Origin of the sequence: Vibrio sp. SBT000027, assembly GCF_963894355.1 — a bacterium.
Lineage (GTDB): Bacteria > Pseudomonadota > Gammaproteobacteria > Enterobacterales > Vibrionaceae > Vibrio > Vibrio splendidus.
This window is the reverse complement of the sequence record NZ_CAWQGD010000004.1, coordinates 222,133-240,897: the sequence shown is the minus strand read 5'-3', so window position 1 is coordinate 240,897 and position 18,765 is coordinate 222,133. Positions and strand designations below refer to the sequence as shown.

General features: G+C 44.9%; 18 protein-coding genes. 4 read left to right on the top strand and 14 right to left on the bottom strand.

Features of this window, described 5'->3' with window-relative positions; genetic code table 11:
• Positions 1–127: 127 nt before the first annotated feature.
• Positions 128–1,447 (bottom strand): 23S rRNA (uracil(1939)-C(5))-methyltransferase RlmD, encoded by a 1,320-nt coding sequence (gene rlmD / locus AACU28_RS11090; protein WP_121602942.1) that lies wholly within the window; start codon positions 1,445–1,447, stop codon positions 128–130.
• Between the two features lie 165 nt (positions 1,448–1,612).
• On the opposite strand from rlmD, the gene barA reads away from it, so the two are divergent.
• The gene (gene barA / locus AACU28_RS11085; RefSeq protein WP_121602941.1) at positions 1,613–4,426 is read left to right on the top strand and encodes a two-component sensor histidine kinase BarA; all 2,814 of its coding nucleotides are present in this window, start codon (positions 1,613–1,615) and stop codon (positions 4,424–4,426) included.
• Between the two features lie 288 nt (positions 4,427–4,714).
• On the opposite strand, the gene acpS is transcribed toward barA, so the two are convergent.
• The 11 genes from acpS to rpoE form a co-directional block, all read right to left on the bottom strand.
• On the bottom strand, positions 4,715–5,095 hold the full coding sequence (acpS, locus tag AACU28_RS11080) for a holo-ACP synthase (protein ID WP_017077798.1): 381 nt from the start codon (positions 5,093–5,095) through the stop codon (positions 4,715–4,717).
• Positions 5,096–5,190: 95 nt separating this feature from the next.
• Positions 5,191–5,928, bottom strand: a complete 738-nt coding sequence (pdxJ, locus tag AACU28_RS11075; protein ID WP_009847651.1) for a pyridoxine 5'-phosphate synthase — start codon at positions 5,926–5,928, stop codon at positions 5,191–5,193.
• Entirely contained in the window at positions 5,925–6,653 is a 729-nt protein-coding gene (gene recO / locus AACU28_RS11070) for a DNA repair protein RecO (RefSeq protein WP_012604785.1), read from the bottom strand. The genes pdxJ and recO overlap by 4 nt, the downstream gene beginning before the upstream one ends.
• Before the next feature lie 102 nt (positions 6,654–6,755).
• Positions 6,756–7,727 carry a GTPase Era gene (era, locus tag AACU28_RS11065; protein WP_121602940.1) on the bottom strand — a complete coding sequence of 324 codons (972 nt, stop codon included), beginning with the start codon at positions 7,725–7,727 and terminating at the stop codon, positions 6,756–6,758.
• A complete protein-coding gene (rnc, locus tag AACU28_RS11060) occupies positions 7,720–8,397 on the bottom strand; it encodes a ribonuclease III (RefSeq protein WP_004735383.1) in 678 nt (225 codons plus the stop codon). The genes era and rnc overlap by 8 nt, the downstream gene beginning before the upstream one ends.
• 26 nt (positions 8,398–8,423) lie before the next feature.
• Positions 8,424–9,320 (bottom strand): signal peptidase I, encoded by an 897-nt coding sequence (lepB, locus tag AACU28_RS11055; RefSeq protein ID WP_004735382.1) that lies wholly within the window; start codon positions 9,318–9,320, stop codon positions 8,424–8,426.
• Between the two features lie 245 nt (positions 9,321–9,565).
• Positions 9,566–11,359 (bottom strand): translation elongation factor 4, encoded by a 1,794-nt coding sequence (gene lepA / locus AACU28_RS11050; protein ID WP_017084320.1) that lies wholly within the window; start codon positions 11,357–11,359, stop codon positions 9,566–9,568.
• Between the two features lie 137 nt (positions 11,360–11,496).
• On the bottom strand, positions 11,497–11,967 hold the full coding sequence (locus AACU28_RS11045; RefSeq protein ID WP_017084321.1) for a SoxR reducing system RseC family protein: 471 nt from the start codon (positions 11,965–11,967) through the stop codon (positions 11,497–11,499).
• Positions 11,964–12,926 (bottom strand): sigma-E factor regulatory protein RseB, encoded by a 963-nt coding sequence (gene rseB / locus AACU28_RS11040; RefSeq protein ID WP_004735379.1) that lies wholly within the window; start codon positions 12,924–12,926, stop codon positions 11,964–11,966. Before rseB ends, AACU28_RS11045 begins: the two co-directional genes overlap by 4 nt.
• Entirely contained in the window at positions 12,923–13,546 is a 624-nt protein-coding gene (locus AACU28_RS11035; RefSeq protein ID WP_004735378.1) for a sigma-E factor negative regulatory protein, read from the bottom strand. Before AACU28_RS11035 ends, rseB begins: the two co-directional genes overlap by 4 nt.
• A gap of 26 nt (positions 13,547–13,572) precedes the next feature.
• A complete protein-coding gene (rpoE, locus tag AACU28_RS11030) occupies positions 13,573–14,151 on the bottom strand; it encodes an RNA polymerase sigma factor RpoE (protein ID WP_004735377.1) in 579 nt (192 codons plus the stop codon).
• A gap of 389 nt (positions 14,152–14,540) precedes the next feature.
• Here rpoE and nadB point away from each other — a divergent pair, with 389 nt between their 5' ends.
• Positions 14,541–16,157 carry an L-aspartate oxidase gene (nadB, locus tag AACU28_RS11025; protein ID WP_004735376.1) on the top strand — a complete coding sequence of 539 codons (1,617 nt, stop codon included), beginning with the start codon at positions 14,541–14,543 and terminating at the stop codon, positions 16,155–16,157.
• A gap of 73 nt (positions 16,158–16,230) precedes the next feature.
• Here nadB and AACU28_RS11020 read toward each other — a convergent pair whose 3' ends face one another.
• Positions 16,231–16,671 carry a protein YgfX gene (locus tag AACU28_RS11020; protein WP_308822225.1) on the bottom strand — a complete coding sequence of 147 codons (441 nt, stop codon included), beginning with the start codon at positions 16,669–16,671 and terminating at the stop codon, positions 16,231–16,233.
• The gene (locus AACU28_RS11015; RefSeq protein ID WP_004735374.1) at positions 16,619–16,879 is read right to left on the bottom strand and encodes an FAD assembly factor SdhE; all 261 of its coding nucleotides are present in this window, start codon (positions 16,877–16,879) and stop codon (positions 16,619–16,621) included. Before AACU28_RS11015 ends, AACU28_RS11020 begins: the two co-directional genes overlap by 53 nt.
• 167 nt (positions 16,880–17,046) lie before the next feature.
• Here AACU28_RS11015 and ygfZ point away from each other — a divergent pair, with 167 nt between their 5' ends.
• Together ygfZ and AACU28_RS11005 are read left to right on the top strand one after the other, a co-directional pair.
• On the top strand, positions 17,047–18,018 hold the full coding sequence (gene ygfZ, locus AACU28_RS11010; RefSeq protein ID WP_017095256.1) for a tRNA-modifying protein YgfZ: 972 nt from the start codon (positions 17,047–17,049) through the stop codon (positions 18,016–18,018).
• Between the two features lie 4 nt (positions 18,019–18,022).
• On the top strand, positions 18,023–18,484 hold the full coding sequence (locus AACU28_RS11005; protein ID WP_029405992.1) for an aminoacyl-tRNA deacylase: 462 nt from the start codon (positions 18,023–18,025) through the stop codon (positions 18,482–18,484).
• The last annotated feature ends 281 nt before the right edge of the window (positions 18,485–18,765 follow it).

Genomic DNA, 18,765 nt, shown 5'->3' with positions numbered 1-18,765 from the left:
CTAGTTATTATGTTTTATACCCAATTCAATATGACTAACTGATTCCAAGTTAGTTCGACTCATATTGATATCAGCGCAGGCTTCCCTGCACCTTTGTGATTCATTTTTAAGCCTTGTTTAAGGGCCTCTAAGCCTTGATAAAGAGAGCCATCGATTCTAGATGACTGGTGTGTGGGAACATGTCCAACATACCAAGCTTGGCTAGTTGATAGCCTTGTTTTTCTAAGCTCTCTGAATCTCTAGCTAGAGTAGCAGGATTACACGAAACATAAACCACACGCTTCGCACCTAACCCTGAAATTTGATCAACGATCCCACTCGCTCCAGCACGTGCTGGATCAAGTAAGATTTTATCAAATCTTTCTTTTGCCCAAGGCTGTGAAGACAGCTCTTCTTCAAGGTTCGCTTGGTAGAATTCTGTATTACTCAATTGATTCAAAGTCGCGTTAGACGTGGCCTGTTGAACCATTTCATCGACACCTTCAACACCCACTACAAACGCAGATTGTTGTGCAATAGGCAAACTGAAGTTCCCTAAGCCACAAAACAGGTCGAGCACTCGCTCATCGGCTTGAGGCTCTAGCCACTCAATCGCTTGAGCAACCATTTGCTGGTTCACTTTCTGGTTAACTTGGATAAAGTGGTTTGGCTCAAAAGGTAAAGTCACGCCTGTTTCGCTATAAGCTGGCGCATCACCGACTAAACGAACGAGCTTGTCCGTTTCAGGCATAGTATACAACGTGGCACCTTCCGCTTTAGCGAGTGCAATCAATGCTTGCTCATCTTTCTCAACCAAAGGCTTAAGGTGACGCAGGACCATCACAGGGCCAGTATCGCCCAACACCAATTCAACGTGTCCTAAAGACGTAAGGTTGCTGAAAGTATTGAGTAAACTTTTCAGTTTTGGCAGCAATACATTAAGGCGAGGATCCAGCACGGCACAATCGGTGATGTTTTCTATCTGCTTACTTTGTTTCTTACGGAAACCGAACTGAAGCTGCTGTGTCTTCTTATCAACAAATAGGCTGATACGCGCGCGACGTCGATAACCGGTATCATCACCCACAATCGGCTCAACAACTTCGGTGTTAGCCGTTTGGTATTGGCCCATCAGGTGCGTCAAAGATTGCGATTTATGCTCAACCTGAGAAGCGTAACCAAGATGTTGAAGGTGACAGCCACCACACTGATTAAAGTGCTTACAGAATGGCTTTAAACGCAGCTCACTCGGTTTAAGTAATTTGATGAGTTTTGCTCGCGAAAACTTACTTTTGCTCTCAGTAAGTTGAATAACCACCTGCTCACCGGGCAATGCGCCATCAATGAAAACAGGTTTATTCTTCTGATAAGCGATGCCAGCGCCATTGTGATCCATTCGTTCAACCAAAACCGATTGATGCTTGGTCTCGAGTTGAGTTTTCTTTTTTGGTTGGAAAAAACGTGCCATTGCTTGTGCCTAATGTATCTTTTAATAAGTAATTGGTATCCAGGACTCACTATTATGTCTTGGAATCATTGTCGAACGTCACGGCTTTGATTAAGCTTACCGTTCACTTAACCGCCATTGTGTGCGTTATTTTCCCATATCCAGACCTCGATGTAATTAAAGAACATGACCAGATATGGCTTAAGAGCCCGTGTAATTACCTTAACTCTAGCTCCAACCTTGATTATTGGGTTGCTATTGAGTGCATTTTTCTCATTTAACCGCTATCAAGACCTTGAGGGCCAAGTGGTTAATACTGGTACTAGCATCATTGAACCGCTGGCAATTGCTAGTGAGTCAGGCATGAAGCTCGAAAGTCGAGAGTCTGTTCGTCAGCTTATTAGCTATGCGCATCGAAAAAACTCTAAGCTAGTGCGCAGTATTGCGGTGTTTGATGAACGTCATGAGTTGTTTGTAACCTCAAACTTCCACCCTGATTTTGAAAGCCTGACCTATCCGAAAGATAAACCCATCCCGCATTTAAGCTCATCGAACCTGCTCGATAATACGCTGATTCTTCGGACACCAATCATCGCTGAAGGTCAATACATCAACTCAGCCAATGGGCAGTCTCAAGCCAACCAAGCGATCGGCTATATTGCAATAGAGTTAGACTTGTCGTCACTTCGATTGCAGCAGTATCAAGAAGTGTTCTCTGCCTTCTTGGTGTTGATTTTGGGGCTGGGACTTTCTGGTGTATTTGCTTTTCGCTTGATGCATGACGTCACCCAACCGATCACACACATGAAAAACATGGTCGACCGAATTCGTCGTGGTCATCTCGATGTGCGTATCGAAGGCAAAATGCACGGTGAGCTAGACTCACTGAAAAACGGTATCAACGCGATGGCGGTATCGCTATCAGAATATCACGTCGAGATGCAGCACAGTATCGACCAGGCTACGTCTGATCTGCGTGAAACCCTAGAGCAATTAGAGATTCAAAACGTTGAGTTAGACATTGCGAAAAAACGCGCTCAAGAAGCGGCTCGTGTTAAATCTGAGTTCTTGGCTAACATGTCTCACGAATTGAGAACACCGCTTAACGGTGTGATTGGCTTTACTCGTCAAATGCTTAAGACTCATCTATCGACCAGTCAAACAGATTACTTGCAAACCATTGAACGTTCAGCAAATAATCTACTCAGTATCATCAACGATATTCTTGATTTCTCGAAACTGGAAGCTGGTAAATTAGCGCTCGAGAACATCCCATTCGAGTTCCAAGCTAGCCTTGAAGAGGTTGTGAACCTTCAAGCGACCAACGCCCATGAGAAAGGCCTAGAGTTAACTCTTAAGATAGACCCGAAAGTGCCACCAGGCGTTGTTGGTGACCCGCTGCGTATTCAGCAGATCCTAACCAACCTCGTTGGTAACTCAATCAAGTTTACTGAACGTGGCAACATTGATATCAGTGTTGAACTTCGTTCACAAAGCGAAGACAGCATCGAGTTGCAATTCATGGTTCGCGATACAGGTATTGGTATCTCTGAGCGTCAACAAGCTCAGCTATTCCAAGCCTTCAGCCAAGCCGACGCAAGCATCTCTCGTCGTTATGGCGGTACGGGGCTAGGCCTAGTTATCACCCAAAAACTGGTCAGCCAAATGGGTGGTGAGATCAGCCTAACCAGTCGCCTACACCAAGGTTCAACCTTCTGGTTTACTTTGAGACTATCAACGACTGATATGCCGATGACTGAGCTGATTGAGACTCAGTGCCTGCAAGACAAGCAGCTGCTGCTTATCGAGCCAAACATGCAAGCGGCGTCGATTACTCAGCAAATATTAACCCAAGAAGGCTTAGTGGTAACGTATCGTTCGGTAATGCCTGACGAGTCGACCTCGTATGACTACGTTCTACTCAACCTAGCCGCGAACCAAGAGTATCAATTTGATACCGTGAGTGGTTGGGCGATTGGCGCGAAGAAAATCGCTCAGAACGTGATTATTGGTACGCCGAGTACTGAGCTAGCTTTGGGTGAACAATTGATGAAAGAGGTTGATGTCCAATGCATCACCAAGCCTCTCTCTCGTAAGAAACTTCTACAAACTCTGATCTCTAATCAAGCACCAACCTTGATTGCACCAGCGATTGAAACGCACTCGGAAGAGAAGCTGCCGCTCACTGTATTGGCGGTCGACGACAATCCTGCAAACCTTAAATTGATCACCGCGCTACTAAAAGAGCGTGTAGAGACGGTCATCAGTTGCCCCAGCGGACAGAAGGCCATAGACAAGGCGAAGGAGACCCCATTTGATATCATCTTCATGGATATCCAAATGCCGCAAATGGATGGTGTGACGGCCTGTAAGAATATAAAAGAGCTAGCGAATAATGCGAATACCCCCGTCATTGCCGTCACAGCACACGCGATGGTTGGCGAACGGGACCGTCTGCTTGAAGCCGGCATGGATGACTACCTAACCAAACCGATTGAAGAGCACGTGTTACAGCAGGTTCTGATTCATTGGAGCCCTACCTCTGAGGTTGAGCACATTGAAAAAATAGACCCAGCCCACCCGGCAGTCTCTGCGGAAGTAGACAACAGCTCAGTTTCAGATTCTGAGGCTAACGTGCATAAGAATATCATCATTGATTGGCAAGCAGCTATGAAGCAAGCCGCCAACAAAGAAGACCTCGCACGCGATATGCTACAAATGCTAGTCGACTTCATTCCTGAGGTTTATGAAGCCGCAGAGAAAGCGATAGAAGACAGTGACTACCCCGTTGAAGCGCTGACACACATCATCCACAAGATGCATGGCAGCAGCTCATACAGCGGTGTACCAAGGCTGAAGTCGGTGTGTGCGACGATAGAGAAAGAGCTGCGTTCTGGCACTTCCGTTGAAGACATTGAACCTGAACTTTTTGAACTTCAGGATGAATTAGATAAGGTTCAAGCAACCGCGATTCATTATTTGAAACCAGCCAAGACTTAGCGAACATTTCTTACTCACAAATATTCGTCAAACGGTTTACCAGCCAATAAAAAAGCAGAGCTCATGAGCTCTGCTTTTTTCTGTCTAGAACCTAGAGCACCAGATATAATACCAATCACAGTAAGTAAGTGATCAAAAATAGCGTAGGAAAAAAGCTTGAGGACAAGGCAGGATTTTTCGATAAGTAGTTATTCTACAATCAAAAATTCTAACGAAGTTATCGAGTTTTTTAACAAGCTAGGGTGAACAGTTATTTACTACGATTGGTATAAAGTAACGGTAATCTATTTACGACTCGAGTAGTACCGTCGCCACCGCATAATGGCGCTCATCTGAGATAGTCAGATGAATCGACTTTGTACCACTCGCTTCTGCGATTTCACGCGCCTTTTTATGTAGGCTTAGAACTGGCTTGCCATGCTCATCGTTTGAAATCTCGAAATCGTGAAAGGTCACACCAAGCGCGATACCCGTGCCCAACGCCTTAGATGCCGCTTCTTTTGCAGCAAAGCGTTTTGCAAGGTAACGCCCTTTTTGCTTCAGTTGCTGAAATACTTCAAACTCAGAGTCGGTCAAAATACGCTGAGCAAAAGCGTCGCCACTTCGTGACAGTGCCTTTTCAACACGTTCGATTTCTGCGATATCTGTACCTAATCCAACAACAGCCATGTTTACCCTACTACCAAACTTCTATCTATTAACTTTATCGATTCTACTGATTAACCACTTAACGCTTACTACTAAACTAATGACGAGTTAAAGAACTAAGCGTTGTTGCGTGCTGTTTCCATCACGGCTTTCATGTCTGCAACGGCTTTATTCAAACCATCAAAGACTGCGCGTCCCATGATCGAGTGACCGATGTTCAACTCGTAGATCTCAGGAAGTGCCGCAATCGGCGCTACGTTGTGATAAGTCAGACCATGACCAGCATTCACTGTGATACCAAGATCGTCTGCGTAGCTTGCGCCTGCAGCAATCTTTTTAAGCTCATCTTGCTGATCTTCTTCTGTTTTCGCATCAGCGTAATGACCAGTATGAAGCTCAATGAACGGTGCGCCACACGCTTTTGCTGCATCGATTTGCTCACGATCTGCATCGATAAACAGAGATACTTTGATACCCGCTGCCGACAGTTTTTCCGTCGCTGCTTTGATCTTTTCAAGTTGACCAACCACGTCCAAGCCGCCTTCCGTCGTCAGCTCTTCACGCTTTTCTGGAACCAGACAAACGAACTCAGGATTAGTATCGAGTGCAATTTGAACCATCTCGTCCGTCACTGCCATCTCTAAGTTCATGCGAGTCTGGATTGTCTCAGCAAGAATACGTACATCGCGATCAACAATATGACGGCGATCTTCGCGCAGGTGAATGGTAATGCCGTCAGCACCCGCACGTTCAGCAATTTCAGCTGCGTGTACTGGATCTGGGTATTTAGTACCACGTGCATTACGTAGTGTAGCAATATGGTCGATATTAACGCCTAAAAGGATTGAGCTCATTTTCCAATACTCCGTGCTCTAGAGAGGGCTATTGTTGGCATAAATAGCTCTCTACTTTTTAATGGTTTGCCGCCAAGATACGGCTTTAAGGCTATGCGTGTAAAGCGTTTTGCTGCTTTTAACTGCTCTTTAGTGATAAACCTACGTTCACTAATTGCGATAAGTTCATCGCCCATAAATGTCAGGTTATCTCGACGTACAGAAGCGATGAAACCTTTCTGCTCTCGATAGCGATAAGTCATGCTTGGATCGATCGCTTCACCAGTACCAGCACAATGCAAAAAGTCGACGCCATACCCCATAGCGGAAAGCAGAGCCAATTCAAAACGACGTAGCGCTGGCTCAGGGTTCTCATTATGAGCGAGTTCTGTTAAAGCATGAAGATAGTCGTGAAAAAATGCGGGCATGGCCACTTCAGCCATCAACACACGGCCAACTAGCTCATTGACATACATAGCGGAATACAGATTAATACCGGCAAGAGGAAGCCCCAAGCTGATGGGTTCAGCTTGGCGTAACGTTTTCATTGAACCATTGCCAGACCACTTAAGCAGCAGAGGCGTAAAAGGTTGCAATGCACCTTTCAAATTAGAACGCTTACTCCTTGCACCTTTAGACATCAACGTCACCCTTCCGTACTCTTCACTGAAGACGTCCAGAATTAGGCTCGACTCACTGTATGGTCGACGGTGCAACACAAAGCATCGCTGTAACCCTTCGCTCAATCACTTACCCTTCTTACAGATACAAAAAGAGAGAGTTCGCACTCTCTCTTGTATTTATATTCAATTCAACTTTCTTAATATCAGAAAGTGACGTTCAATATATTATAGATCGTCGATGTAGCCTAACGAGCGAAGTGCACGCTCATCGTCAGCCCAACCAGACTTAACTTTAACCCAAGTCTCTAGGTAAACCTTACGACCGAATAGTTCTTCCATATCGATACGAGCTTCACGACCAATCGTTTTGATCTTCTCGCCCGCTTTACCAATCACCATCTTCTTCTGACCAGTACGTTCAACAAGAATCAAAGCGTTGATGTGGAAGCCATCGTTATCAGGGTTGTAATCGAAACGCTCGATTTCAACCGTTACTGAGTAAGGTAGCTCTTCGCCTGTGAATCGCATCAGTTTTTCACGGATGATTTCAGAGGCCATAAAGCGCTGTGAACGATCCGTTACGTACTCTTCAGGGAAGTGATGCGTCGCTTTAGGTAAAGAGTTACGAACGTGCTTACGCAGTACATCGATATTCTTACCTTGCTTCGCCGAGATTGGTACAACATCAAGGAATTCCATCTTCTTAGACACTTCCATCATGTGCTGCATCACGTCTGTACGGTCTTGAACGTTGTCTACCTTGTTAATACAAAGTACGACTGGGAAATCTGTTTTTCTCAGCTTGTTCAGTACCATTTCATCGTCGTCAGTCCAGTGAGTACCGTCAACAAGGAAAAATACTAGGTTCACATCGCTCAGTGAGCTGTTCGCCGCACGGTTCATCAAACGGTTGATTGCACGCTTTTCTTCGATATGAAGTCCAGGAGTATCAACGTAGATCGCTTGGTAATCACCTTCAGTTTCTACACCCATAATACGGTGACGTGTCGTCTGAGGTTTACGTGATGTGATCGAGATTTTCTGACCCAAAATATGGTTCAGAAGCGTCGATTTACCTACGTTTGGTCGACCCACGATAGCGATGAAGCCACAGTGTTGGTTTTCCGGTAGGCCCGTTTTTTTGCTATCAGATGAAAAGAATGCATCGATATCGAAATCTTGATTGTTATCAGACATTGCTTAGTTGCTCTAATGCTGTTTCAGCAGCCGCTTGTTCTGCCTTGCGGCGGCTAGTGCCTTTACCGATAACAGGTTTATCCACACCTGCCACTTCACACTCAACCGTAAACTCTTGGTTGTGTGCTTCACCTTTAATATTAGTCACTGTGTAGACAGGTAGGGGATTTCTTCGACCTTGTAAAAACTCTTGTAAGCGAGTTTTCGGATCTTTTTGAGATACACCAGGCTGAATAGACTCTAGGCGAGATTGGTACCAGCTTAAAATAATGCGGCGAACAACCTCGGTATCACTATCTAAATAGACAGCACCGATGATCGCTTCTACTGCATCCGCTAGAATAGAATCACGACGGAAACCGCCACTCTTCAACTCACCTGGACCTAATTTTAAGTAATCTCCTAGTTCGAATTCACGACCTAGTTCTGCCAATGTATGACCACGTACTAATGTTGCGCGCATGCGGCTCATATCACCTTCGTTTACCTTAGGGAAACGGTGGTAAAGATCATCAGCGATAACAAAACTTAAAATTGAATCGCCCAGAAACTCAAGACGTTCGTTGTGTTTACCTGCGGCGCTACGGTGAGTCAGCGCCAGATGGATAAGATCGGCATCATTAAACTGATAGCCAATCTTTCTCTCTAGTTTATCAATTGGAGAATTCATGCTCTCTCGATGTGTTATGTGATCGATTAGTGAATCCCACCGATGCGATTAAAACGCACACCAGTAGGAATCCATGTTGGAAGTACACTGTCTGAACCGCGTTCGAATTCGAAGCTGATCCAAATAGCAACGGCCTTACCAACAAGGTTTGCTTCAGGGACAAAGCCCCAGTAACGGCTGTCAGCACTGTTGTCACGGTTATCACCCATAACAAAGTATTGGCCTTCTGGAACGATCCACTCGTTAACACCATTGCGAGGTTGATATGCTTGCACACGATCACGACGTAATGGGTTAACTAAAATTTGGTGCTCCACATCACCCAGCTGTTCATTCAGCTGAATCAGAGGCACACCATCTTGAATAAATTGGCTTTCTTCAACGTGACTTAACTTCACTGGTTTACAGCTACTGCCACCCTTCGCTTGAATGCAGACTTCTTTATTGCTGCTGTAGCGAATGGTATCACCCGGCATACCAACAACACGCTTAATGTAGTCGATATTCGGCTGAGGTGGGTATTTGAATACGATTGAATCACCACGTTCTGGTTTGCCCGTTTCGACCAGTTGAGTGCGCCATACCGGGTCTTTTAGACCGTATGCGTACTTCTCTACTAAGATGAAATCACCAACCAATAGTGTTGGCATCATCGAACCAGATGGGATTTGAAACGGTTCATAAATAAATGAACGCAAAACCAAAACAAATGCAATTACAGGGAAAATGGACACACTGTTCTCAACCCACCAAGGCTGAGCCGTAACTTTTGCGCTGGTTGCAGCGTCTAGGCCATTCGATTGTGCTTCAACGTCAGCCAGTTTTTGTTGGCGTTTCTTCGCCCACACAAACTTTTCCAACGCCCATACAATGCCGGTCACTAGAGTTACGATCACTAAAATAAGCGAAAATGTATTAGCCATTGATATCCCTTAAATTTCATTTCTTTAAAAATAACGAAAGTGAAAGAGTATAACCCTTTCACTCTGCTTAATATTTCTAATCTGTATCAATCATGCTGACTAAATGCTGGGGAGATTACGCAGGAAAAATCGTTTAGTTCGAGGCGCAAAGTGCAGTGACTAGTGGGCCTAATTGCAATCTTTGCAACAAAGAAATAAACGATTTTAACCAGTAATGTTCAGCAGATAGTTAGTGCGATTGATACCTAGTCTTTACCAACATGAAGAATCGCTAAGAATGCTTCTTGAGGCAGTTCAACGTTACCGATCTGCTTCATACGCTTCTTACCTTCTTTTTGTTTCTTAAGAAGTTTCTTCTTACGACTGATATCACCACCGTAACATTTTGCGATTACGTTCTTACGCAGTTGTTTCACTGTAGAACGAGCAATGATGTGGTTACCAATCGCTGCTTGAATCGCGATATCAAACATTTGACGAGGGATGAATTCTTTCATCTTCTCAACCAGTAGACGACCGCGAGACTGTGCAATGTCTTTGTGCGTAATGATTGCTAGTGCATCAACCGTTTCGCCATTAAGCAATACGTCTACACGAACCATGTTCGACATTTCAAAACGTTGGAAGTTGTAATCCAGTGACGCATAGCCACGAGATGTTGATTTCAAACGGTCGAAGAAGTCTAAAACCACTTCTGCCATTGGCAGGTCGTACGTCACAGCAACTTGCTTACCGTGATAAACCATATCCACTTGAACACCACGTTTTTCTACACATAAGGTAATTACGTTACCTAGGTAGTCTGACGGTACAAGGATATTACAACGTGCGATAGGCTCACGAATCTCTTCTACATCATTAGTTGCAGGCAGTTTAGCCGGACTATCAACGTAAAGAATGCTGCCATCCGTTTTTACAACTTCGTACACTACGGTTGGTGCCGTTGTGATTAGGTCTAGGTCGTATTCACGCTCTAAACGCTCTTGAATGATCTCCATGTGAAGCATTCCTAAGAAGCCACAACGGAAACCAAAGCCAAGTGCTGCTGAACTTTCTGGTTCGTAGAACAGTGATGCATCGTTCAGGCTTAATTTGCCTAGTGCGTCACGGAAGTTTTCGTAGTCATCAGACGATACTGGGAATAGACCTGCATATACCTGAGGCTTCACTTTTTGGAAACCAGGTAGACGTTCTGTGCTGCCGCCTTTTGCAAGCGTCAACGTATCACCAACAGGTGCGCCAAGGATGTCTTTAATACCACAAACAACCCAACCAACTTCGCCAGTATTTAGCTCTGTTGTGTCGATTTGCTTAGGTGTGAAGATACCTAGACGGTCAACACCCCAAACTTGGTCTGTCGACATTACTTTAATCTTGTCGTTCTTCTTCAGCTTACCGTTCTTGATACGAACCAAAGAAACAACGCCTAAGTAGTTATCGAACCAAGAGTCAATGATCAACGCTTGTAGTGGCGCGTCTGGATCACCTTCCGGTGGTGGGATAGCTGTTACGATGTTTTCAAGAACGTCATCAACACCGATACCGGTTTTTGCAGAACAACGCGTCGCTTCCATCGCATCGATACCAACGATCTCTTCGATTTCTTCAGCAACACGCTCAGGTTCAGCAGCAGGTAGGTCAATCTTGTTCAAGATTGGCACTACTTCCAGTTCCATTTCGATAGCGGTGTAACAGTTTGCTAGAGTTTGTGCTTCAACACCTTGACCAGCATCCACAACCAATAGCGCGCCTTCACAAGCGGCTAGAGAACGAGATACTTCGTAAGAGAAATCTACGTGTCCTGGAGTGTCGATAAAGTTAAGTTGGTAAGTTTCACCATCTTTCGCTTTGTAATCTAAAGTCACACTCTGCGCTTTAATTGTAATACCACGCTCGCGTTCTATATCCATAGAATCGAGGACTTGAGCTGCCATCTCACGTTCACTTAACCCTCCACAAACTTGGATTAAGCGGTCAGAAAGGGTCGACTTACCGTGGTCGATGTGGGCGATAATCGAAAAATTACGAATGTGCTTCATAGGCTTGGTGTGACTAAACTCTTTGAATAGGGATAATAAGAAAGCCGCGACGCGTCCAATCTACAGTCAGCATTGGTGGCGGCATTTCAATCAAGTTGGCAGATTCTACCCAATTTAAGGGCAAGAAGCATCATAAATTAGACGAGAGGCTCACCTAGGATTCGAATCAAGACGACTTCTTGCTTGGATTTGTCTTCCATTGGTTTGGCTAACCGCTTCGCTAAGGCAATACCACCAGCAGTAAACAGCGCTGCACTTAAGATAACAATGCCCTCGCCCCCTTGGAGTAAGGGTTGCAACAAGAGTTGTCCAAAACCAGCACCAATCATCAACATGAAAAGTGGAATGAGGTAAACAATCGCCGCAGACTGCAGTAAGCTTTTTTCTGGAAAGCCAATTTCCACGATCTGTCCGGCTTTAACTAAACTTTTGGTTTTAAGCTGCCAAAACAAGGATTTATTGCCAACGGCCTTGGTCACAATACCCGTTCCGCAGCTTTTTTGAGATGAACAACTGCTGCAACTGGTTTGTTGTTCGCAGCTCAGTTGAACAAAGTATTGTTGACCGCTTTGTTCAACCGAGCTAACGGTTGCCAGCGCCGTCATCATTGCGCTGGTACCGGTTTATTGAACGTAACTGATTGCGCAATACGTTTGGCGGTTGCTGGCGGAATATCACCCACCACAGAGATCTCTTTGTCACCAATCACTAAGCTGTGTAACGTTCTGCGTCCTTGGCGTACCAACTGCCCTTTCAATGAATGTTCGTCTTTATCGGCGATATAAACTGAAAAGCTAAACAACCCATCACTGAAAAGTTGGCTTTCAACCATTTTATCGGTCGCAGCCATTGGATAACGACTAAGCTCTTTTGACTTAAATCCTTCAGGAATCCAAGAGGCTTGCCAGTTAGTTTCACTCACTAAGCCTTCCGGCAGCGATAAGACTTTCGGCAGTTGAGCGCTATTCAAGCCCCCCATTGCCTCTGCAATCTTATCGTTCACCACGTAAGAGATAGTACGGTACTGTTCAAGCACTTCGCCGTCACGATCCAACAGATCGGCACGCAAAGGAAGACTCGTTTTTTCATCTACCCAAACGACGTAAGAGTAACGAAGGCCATCTTTCGGCACCACGCGCAATACTTGCGTAGTACTTCCAGCTTCACGAGCACGACCCACTTTAACGAAATCGTAATAGTCGTTGAGCGCGTCAATATCTCGATTAATCATCGGAATAACAGGTGCAACCATACTGCCAGATTGAATGGTAAACGGTTCTGTACCCGGTTCAATATAACTGACTTCATCACCACGTCGAATAACTTCACGGATAGGCCCGCTCAAGTAAACAAGGTGTGCAAGTTGTTGGTCGTCGTTAACCGCATGGCGATAAACAAGAGGTTCAATACTGCTCTTCTTGATCAAAATGTAGGAGAGTTCGTAATTTAGATGCTGACTGGCCTCGTTCATCTGATGTAACAACGCCTTTGCAGTGGGTTCCTCTGCAAAGGCTGTTGGAGACATCAAGCTGAACAGTGTCAGTGCACTGACCAGGATTTTCTTCATTCAATGTCCGATTCTAGATGTGCATCTTGCATTGGCGATGCATCACTGTTTAATCTTAGCTGCAGCTCATAATCCTCTAGCATTGCATGAACGCGTTTACGCTGCTCTTGCAAGTTAGCTTCAGATGCTGGCTTCTCAACAGAGTCACGCGTTAAGCTTACTGGTTCCGCAGAACCCGCAAATGGAATCGTCTGGAGTACAGGCAACTGCTCTGGCGCAGCAGGGTCGCTGCCACCATATTGTTGAACACCTAATACAACGACTAGTGAGACACACGCTGCCACGGCAACTTGTCCAAACTGTTGTAACCACGCCGGAAGCTGACGCTTCGCTTGCTGAGGTTTAGGCTGCTCTTCAATTGGAGCAACAGTTGGTTCAACATGCACTTGGTGCAAGTTCGGCATTGCACTATGTGCAGGCTCATTATCAAGCGCTGCCGCAACACTGTTAGCAATGTTCCACTCTGGAGTTTCTGGCGCATCCCCACGCATAACATCACCAATTAGATGGTAACTCTGCCAGGTATCCATGCTTTCTTGATCAGATTCGAGATCTACAATGAGAGCTTTATCGATCGTTTCACCATCCATGAGTGCCGAAAGCTTTTCTTTATCAGCCATTATTTTCACCATAATTATTACAAGTTCTAGCGTTGCAAAAGAGGCTTAATTTTCTTTTCCACCGCTTCACGAGCTCGGAAAATACGCGAACGTACGGTTCCTACAGGGCAATCCATTACTTCTGCAATCTCTTCGTAGCTCAAACCTTCGAGCTCACGCAACGTCATTGCAGTTTTTAAGTCTTCTGGTAGCGCTTCAATCGCTCCAAAAACAACTTGTTTCAATTCGTTTGACAGCGTTAAGTTCTCAGGGTTCGATATTTCTTTTAACGCGCTGCCTGTTTCGTAATATTCTGCATCTTCTGCATCTACATCTGTTGCTGGCGGCCTACGGCTCTGGGCAACGATATGATTTTTAGCGGTGTTCACGGCAATTCGGTACAACCATGTATAGAAGGCACTCTCGCCACGAAAGTTAGGTATCGCGCGGTAAGCTTTAATAAAAGCTTCTTGTGCTACATCAGGTACATCACCGGAATTATTCACGTATCGAGAGATAAGATTACAAACTTTATTTTGGTACTTAACCACTAGTAAGTTAAAAGCCTGCTTATCTCCACTCTGAACTCGCTCAATCAACACTTGATCGGTTAGCTGCTCGTTCATTCGAGCGGGTACTCCTATTGTTATAACCCTTACCTTCACAGATATGGGTACTAATTATGCGAAATGTAGTATTGACACCACCGTCTACAAGAGCACTATTGTGACTAAGCCAAATACCGAAAGTTCCAACTTTCTTAAAATTATTTGCCATTATTGTTTCACAATGTGATGTAATAAAAATAGCTATCCCTATCAATTTGGGGAAACTTGAGCAAAAGCAATGGTATTGAGCAATTAAATATTTCTAGATAGCTGTCTATACATTGATTTTGTGTAGCGTTTTAGGATGACTCTGGAGAGATTATAACAGTCTTAGCCAAACTCCTAAAACAAGACAACGTCAATTGAGAGTGGACAACTCGACTATAGCCCGGGATTTAATAAGTTTTATGAACGCAAACCGTGAACATCAGTGTGATGTATTAGTGGTAGGAAGTGGTGCGGCAGGCTTGTCATTAGCCTTACGTGTAGCAGAACATGCAAAAGTAATTGTATTAAGCAAAGGACCACGCAGCGAAGGATCGACGTATTACGCACAAGGTGGTATCGCCGCGGTGTTCGATGAGTCGGACAGTATTGAGTCTCATGTAGAAGATACTCAAATTGCTGGGGCTGGGTTATGCGAAGAAGATACAGTTCAATTCATTGCTGAAAATGCTAAAGAGTGTGTGCAATGGCTGATTGATGGTGGTGTTCCATTTGATAAAGATGAGAACAGCACGGAAGGCCAACCAAAATATCACCTCACTCGTGAGGGTGGCCACAGTCACCGCCGAATTCTGCACGCTGCCGATGCAACTGGCATGGCAATGCAAACCTCACTGCAAGATAACGTCAACAATCACCCAAACATCGAGATCTTCGAGCGTCACAATGCGCTAGATTTGATCACAGAAGATAAGGTTGGTGGTTCGAAAGACAAGGTTATCGGTGCCTACATTTGGAACCGTAACCAAGAACACGTTGAAACCGTGCGCGCTAAATTTGTTGTGTTAGCAACAGGCGGCGCTTCAAAAGTTTACCAATACACCTCTAACCCAGATGTCTCTTCAGGTGATGGTATTGCTATTGCTTGGCGTGCGGGTTGCCGTGTAGCCAACCTTGAGTTCAACCAGTTCCACCCGACTTGCTTGTTCCACCCAGAAGCGCGTAACTTCCTACTGACGGAAGCACTACGTGGTGAAGGTGCCTACCTGCGTCGTCCAGACGGTTCCCGCTTCATGAAGGACTTCGACGAGCGTGGTGAACTGGCTCCGCGTGATGTGGTTGCTCGTGCGATTGACTTCGAAATGAAGCGCCTAGGTGCTGACTGCATGTATGTTGATATCAGCCACAAGCCTGAAGACTTCATCACAACGCATTTCCCAATGATCCATACGCGTTTGATGGATTTAGGGATTGATATGACCAAAGAGCCGATCCCGATCGTACCTGCTGCGCACTATACCTGCGGTGGTGTAATGGTTAATAAGCAAGGTCAAACCGACTTAACTAACTTATATGCGATTGGTGAAGTGAGTTACACCGGCTTACACGGTGCGAACCGCATGGCGTCAAACTCACTGCTTGAATGTGTTGTTTATGCTTGGGCAGCAGCAAAAGATATCGTTGAAAACATCGACCAATCTCAACTGTGCGCTGAACTGCCTGCATGGGACGAAAGCCAAGTCACCAACAGTGATGAAGAAGTGATCATTCAGCACAACTGGCACGAGCTAAGGCTGTTCATGTGGGATTACATGGGTATTGTTCGAACGGATAAACGTCTAGAACGTGCAATGCGCCGTATTCAGATGCTGCAGCAAGAAACTCATGAGTACTACAGCTACTTTAAGGTTTCGAACAACCTATTAGAACTGCGTAACTTGCTACAAGTAGCTGAGCTAATGGTTCGCTGTGCGATGCAACGTAAAGAGAGCCGCGGCTTACACTACACGTTGGATTACCCAGAACTTGCAAAAGACAGTGGCCCAACGATTCTGACGCCAGAGAGAAACCAGTCGTAATCATTATTTGAAAGCTATTAGCTAATCAACTAAACGCAATCAAACGAAAAGGAGCCTAGTGCTCCTTTTTCTTTTATCTCGCGTTCTCATTTGCCTCGTGCGATCGTTGTAAGTTCACCAGAAAGTGGCGATATTCACGCTCACGACAACTATCACGCCAAAGCATTACCGAATGCCCACATTCGAATTTTAGTTTGACGAAAAACTGTGCCCAGATCTTATCAACAGACTTAAGTGTGTAGGATTGGTCATTGAGTCGAATCTCGCCATCTTCTTTATAATCAAAGCATCCATGTGCTGTATTCAAGATTACATGATTGGCTTTAAACAAACTGAACATTAAAGCTAAACAATAGAGGGCAACAACGAGCGGGATAGAAGAAAAGACGATGAAAAACAAAAGGCACCCAGAAACAGTGCCTTTTGCAAATAATGCGGAATATGAAGGTTTAAGCTGAAGCTTAACGAACCTTGCTGAGGTTATGCGCGACAATTTTATCAACCATTGAAGCATGGCCTAGATTTTCACTGCGCCCATGTCCCATAACCCAAGTAAACAAATCTGGGTCATCACACTCAAGTAGAGAAACAAACTCACGCTGTTCCTGCTCTTGCAATGAATCAAAACACTCTTCAAAAAATGGCATGATGACTACATCAAGTTCTAACATGCCACGACGGCAACCCCATTTAATTCGTGCTTTCTGCTCTGCAGTGTACATTGGCTATCCTCACCTATAATTTTTCTTTCTCGGAGTGTAACAAGTCATACGCTCTGCAACTACTATGTGAGTCACAGTCCCTATCTAAGCTCACAAAAAAACCTAGGCTGACAAAGAAACAGAACCGGATTAACATAGAGCCAAATAAAATTCTTAGGAAAGATAAAATGGATTGGAAAAACACATTTCAGCCGCTCGCTCATACGCAAAATGAATCGCTTCCAGAACTGATGATGACACACGTGTCGGATTGGAGCGCAATCACCATGATAGGCGATGACAAAAAGTCGTACCTACAAGGTCAAGTAACGTGCGATGTCGTCACTCTTCCTAATGATGAATCTACATTAGGCGCGCATTGTGATGCGAAAGGAAAGGTTTGGAGTATCTTTCGTTTGTTCCACCACAATGGTGGTTACGCACTTATGCAGCCGAAATCGGCAATTGAAGTCGAGTTAGTTGAAATCAAGAAATACGCCGTGTTCTCTAAAATTGATATCGAGCAGACGTCTGACGTTGTTATCGGAATCATGGGCACTTCAGCGAACCAATACGTTGATTCGATTGCAGAGGGTCAAGGTAAAGTGCGTGCTATCTCTGGTGGTACAGCCGTTCAAGTCTCAGACAACCGTTGGGCTCTACTTGTTACTCAAGAAGCAGCCGAAGCCTTGGTATCAGGCAGCTCAGCTGAAAAAGTATCGGAAGCGCTTTGGCAGTATCATGAAATTCTTGATGCTCAGCCTAACCTATCAAAAGCAGAGCAAAACGAGCACATCCCTCAAGCCCTTAACCTACAAGCCATTGGCGGTATCAGCTTTTCAAAGGGCTGCTACACAGGTCAAGAAACGGTTGCTCGTGCCAAGTACCGTGGCATGAACAAGCGTGAGATGCGCATTGTTTCTGGAACAACTTCAGATGTGCTGTCTCTAGAGAATACGATTGAACTTGAACGTAGCGTGGGTGAGAACTGGCGTGGTGCAGGCCGACTATTAAACGTCTATCAATTTGCTAATAACCAAGCGATTGGTTTGATGGTACTGCCAAACAACCTTGATGACGATGTTCAGCTTCGACTGACCGCGCAGCCTGATCAAACATGGAATATCCTGCCACTGCCTTACAGCCTTGACGACGAGTAACCACGTGGAAACACTGATTACACAATGGCTGGATCAACAGCAGGTGAACTATCGCCTGCTGATGCAAAGTAAACCAACCACCAGCATCGAAGAAACAGCTCAAGAGCGAGGCATCGACGCCTCTCAAATGGTGAAGTGTATTTTGCTCAAGGATATGGGCAACCAATATGCGTTGGCCTGTACTGCTGGTGATCGCTCTGTCGACCCCAAGAAAGTACGCTCGGTACTGAATTGCCGTCGAATGACCTGTGTATCACTCGCTGATGTTGAAACGATCACAGGCTTTAAGGCTGGGTGTGTTGGCCCTCTTGCTCTAAAGAGATACATGCCGATCATTTTTGATCCTTCAATTCAAAAAAACTCGACGGTTACTATTAGCTCGGGTGAACGAATGGCTGGTGTTGCGCTGGATCCCAATGATCTTATGGCCCTTTGCGCACCAATCGTTGCTGACATCAGTCGATGATCTTTTCGATCGCGTCATCGTTCGCAAACTTCAGTACAACTTTTCATTGAATACATTTTTAGTGTGAAGTTCGTCATAAGAAGAACACGCCAATAATAAATAGTTACTCAAAATAAAAGCATAAGTAGTCACAAAGGCAAATTTACGTTATTGTGAATTTACTGACTAGCTTTTAAGCAAATCAGTACAAGTGAATCCACTGAGTAACATCAGTATCCACTTTTGTGTAATGCATCTGTGACTATTCGCCCGTTTTAGACGGGCTTTTTTTTGTCAAAAAT

What these genes read in the sequence shown, in the direction of transcription:
- AACU28_RS11045 (WP_017084321.1), bottom strand. Translation starts at nt 11,967, where the DNA reads ATGATGACGGCGCTGGCAACCGTTAGCTCGGTTGAACAAAGCGGTCAA.
- ygfZ (WP_017095256.1), top strand. Translation starts at nt 17,047, where the DNA reads ATGGATTGGAAAAACACATTTCAGCCGCTCGCTCATACGCAAAATGAA.
- AACU28_RS11020 (WP_308822225.1), bottom strand. Translation starts at nt 16,671, where the DNA reads ATGCTTCAATGGTTGATAAAATTGTCGCGCATAACCTCAGCAAGGTTC.
- AACU28_RS11035 (WP_004735378.1), bottom strand. Translation starts at nt 13,546, where the DNA reads ATGGCTGATAAAGAAAAGCTTTCGGCACTCATGGATGGTGAAACGATC.
- rpoE (WP_004735377.1), bottom strand. Translation starts at nt 14,151, where the DNA reads ATGAACGAGCAGCTAACCGATCAAGTGTTGATTGAGCGAGTTCAGAGT.
- rlmD (WP_121602942.1), bottom strand. Translation starts at nt 1,447, where the DNA reads ATGGCACGTTTTTTCCAACCAAAAAAGAAAACTCAACTCGAGACCAAG.
- pdxJ (WP_009847651.1), bottom strand. Translation starts at nt 5,928, where the DNA reads ATGAGCTCAATCCTTTTAGGCGTTAATATCGACCATATTGCTACACTA.
- barA (WP_121602941.1), top strand. Translation starts at nt 1,613, where the DNA reads ATGACCAGATATGGCTTAAGAGCCCGTGTAATTACCTTAACTCTAGCT.
- lepB (WP_004735382.1), bottom strand. Translation starts at nt 9,320, where the DNA reads ATGGCTAATACATTTTCGCTTATTTTAGTGATCGTAACTCTAGTGACC.
- acpS (WP_017077798.1), bottom strand. Translation starts at nt 5,095, where the DNA reads ATGGCTGTTGTTGGATTAGGTACAGATATCGCAGAAATCGAACGTGTT.
- era (WP_121602940.1), bottom strand. Translation starts at nt 7,727, where the DNA reads ATGTCTGATAACAATCAAGATTTCGATATCGATGCATTCTTTTCATCT.
- nadB (WP_004735376.1), top strand. Translation starts at nt 14,541, where the DNA reads ATGAACGCAAACCGTGAACATCAGTGTGATGTATTAGTGGTAGGAAGT.
- rnc (WP_004735383.1), bottom strand. Translation starts at nt 8,397, where the DNA reads ATGAATTCTCCAATTGATAAACTAGAGAGAAAGATTGGCTATCAGTTT.
- AACU28_RS11015 (WP_004735374.1), bottom strand. Translation starts at nt 16,879, where the DNA reads ATGTACACTGCAGAGCAGAAAGCACGAATTAAATGGGGTTGCCGTCGT.
- rseB (WP_004735379.1), bottom strand. Translation starts at nt 12,926, where the DNA reads ATGAAGAAAATCCTGGTCAGTGCACTGACACTGTTCAGCTTGATGTCT.
- lepA (WP_017084320.1), bottom strand. Translation starts at nt 11,359, where the DNA reads ATGAAGCACATTCGTAATTTTTCGATTATCGCCCACATCGACCACGGT.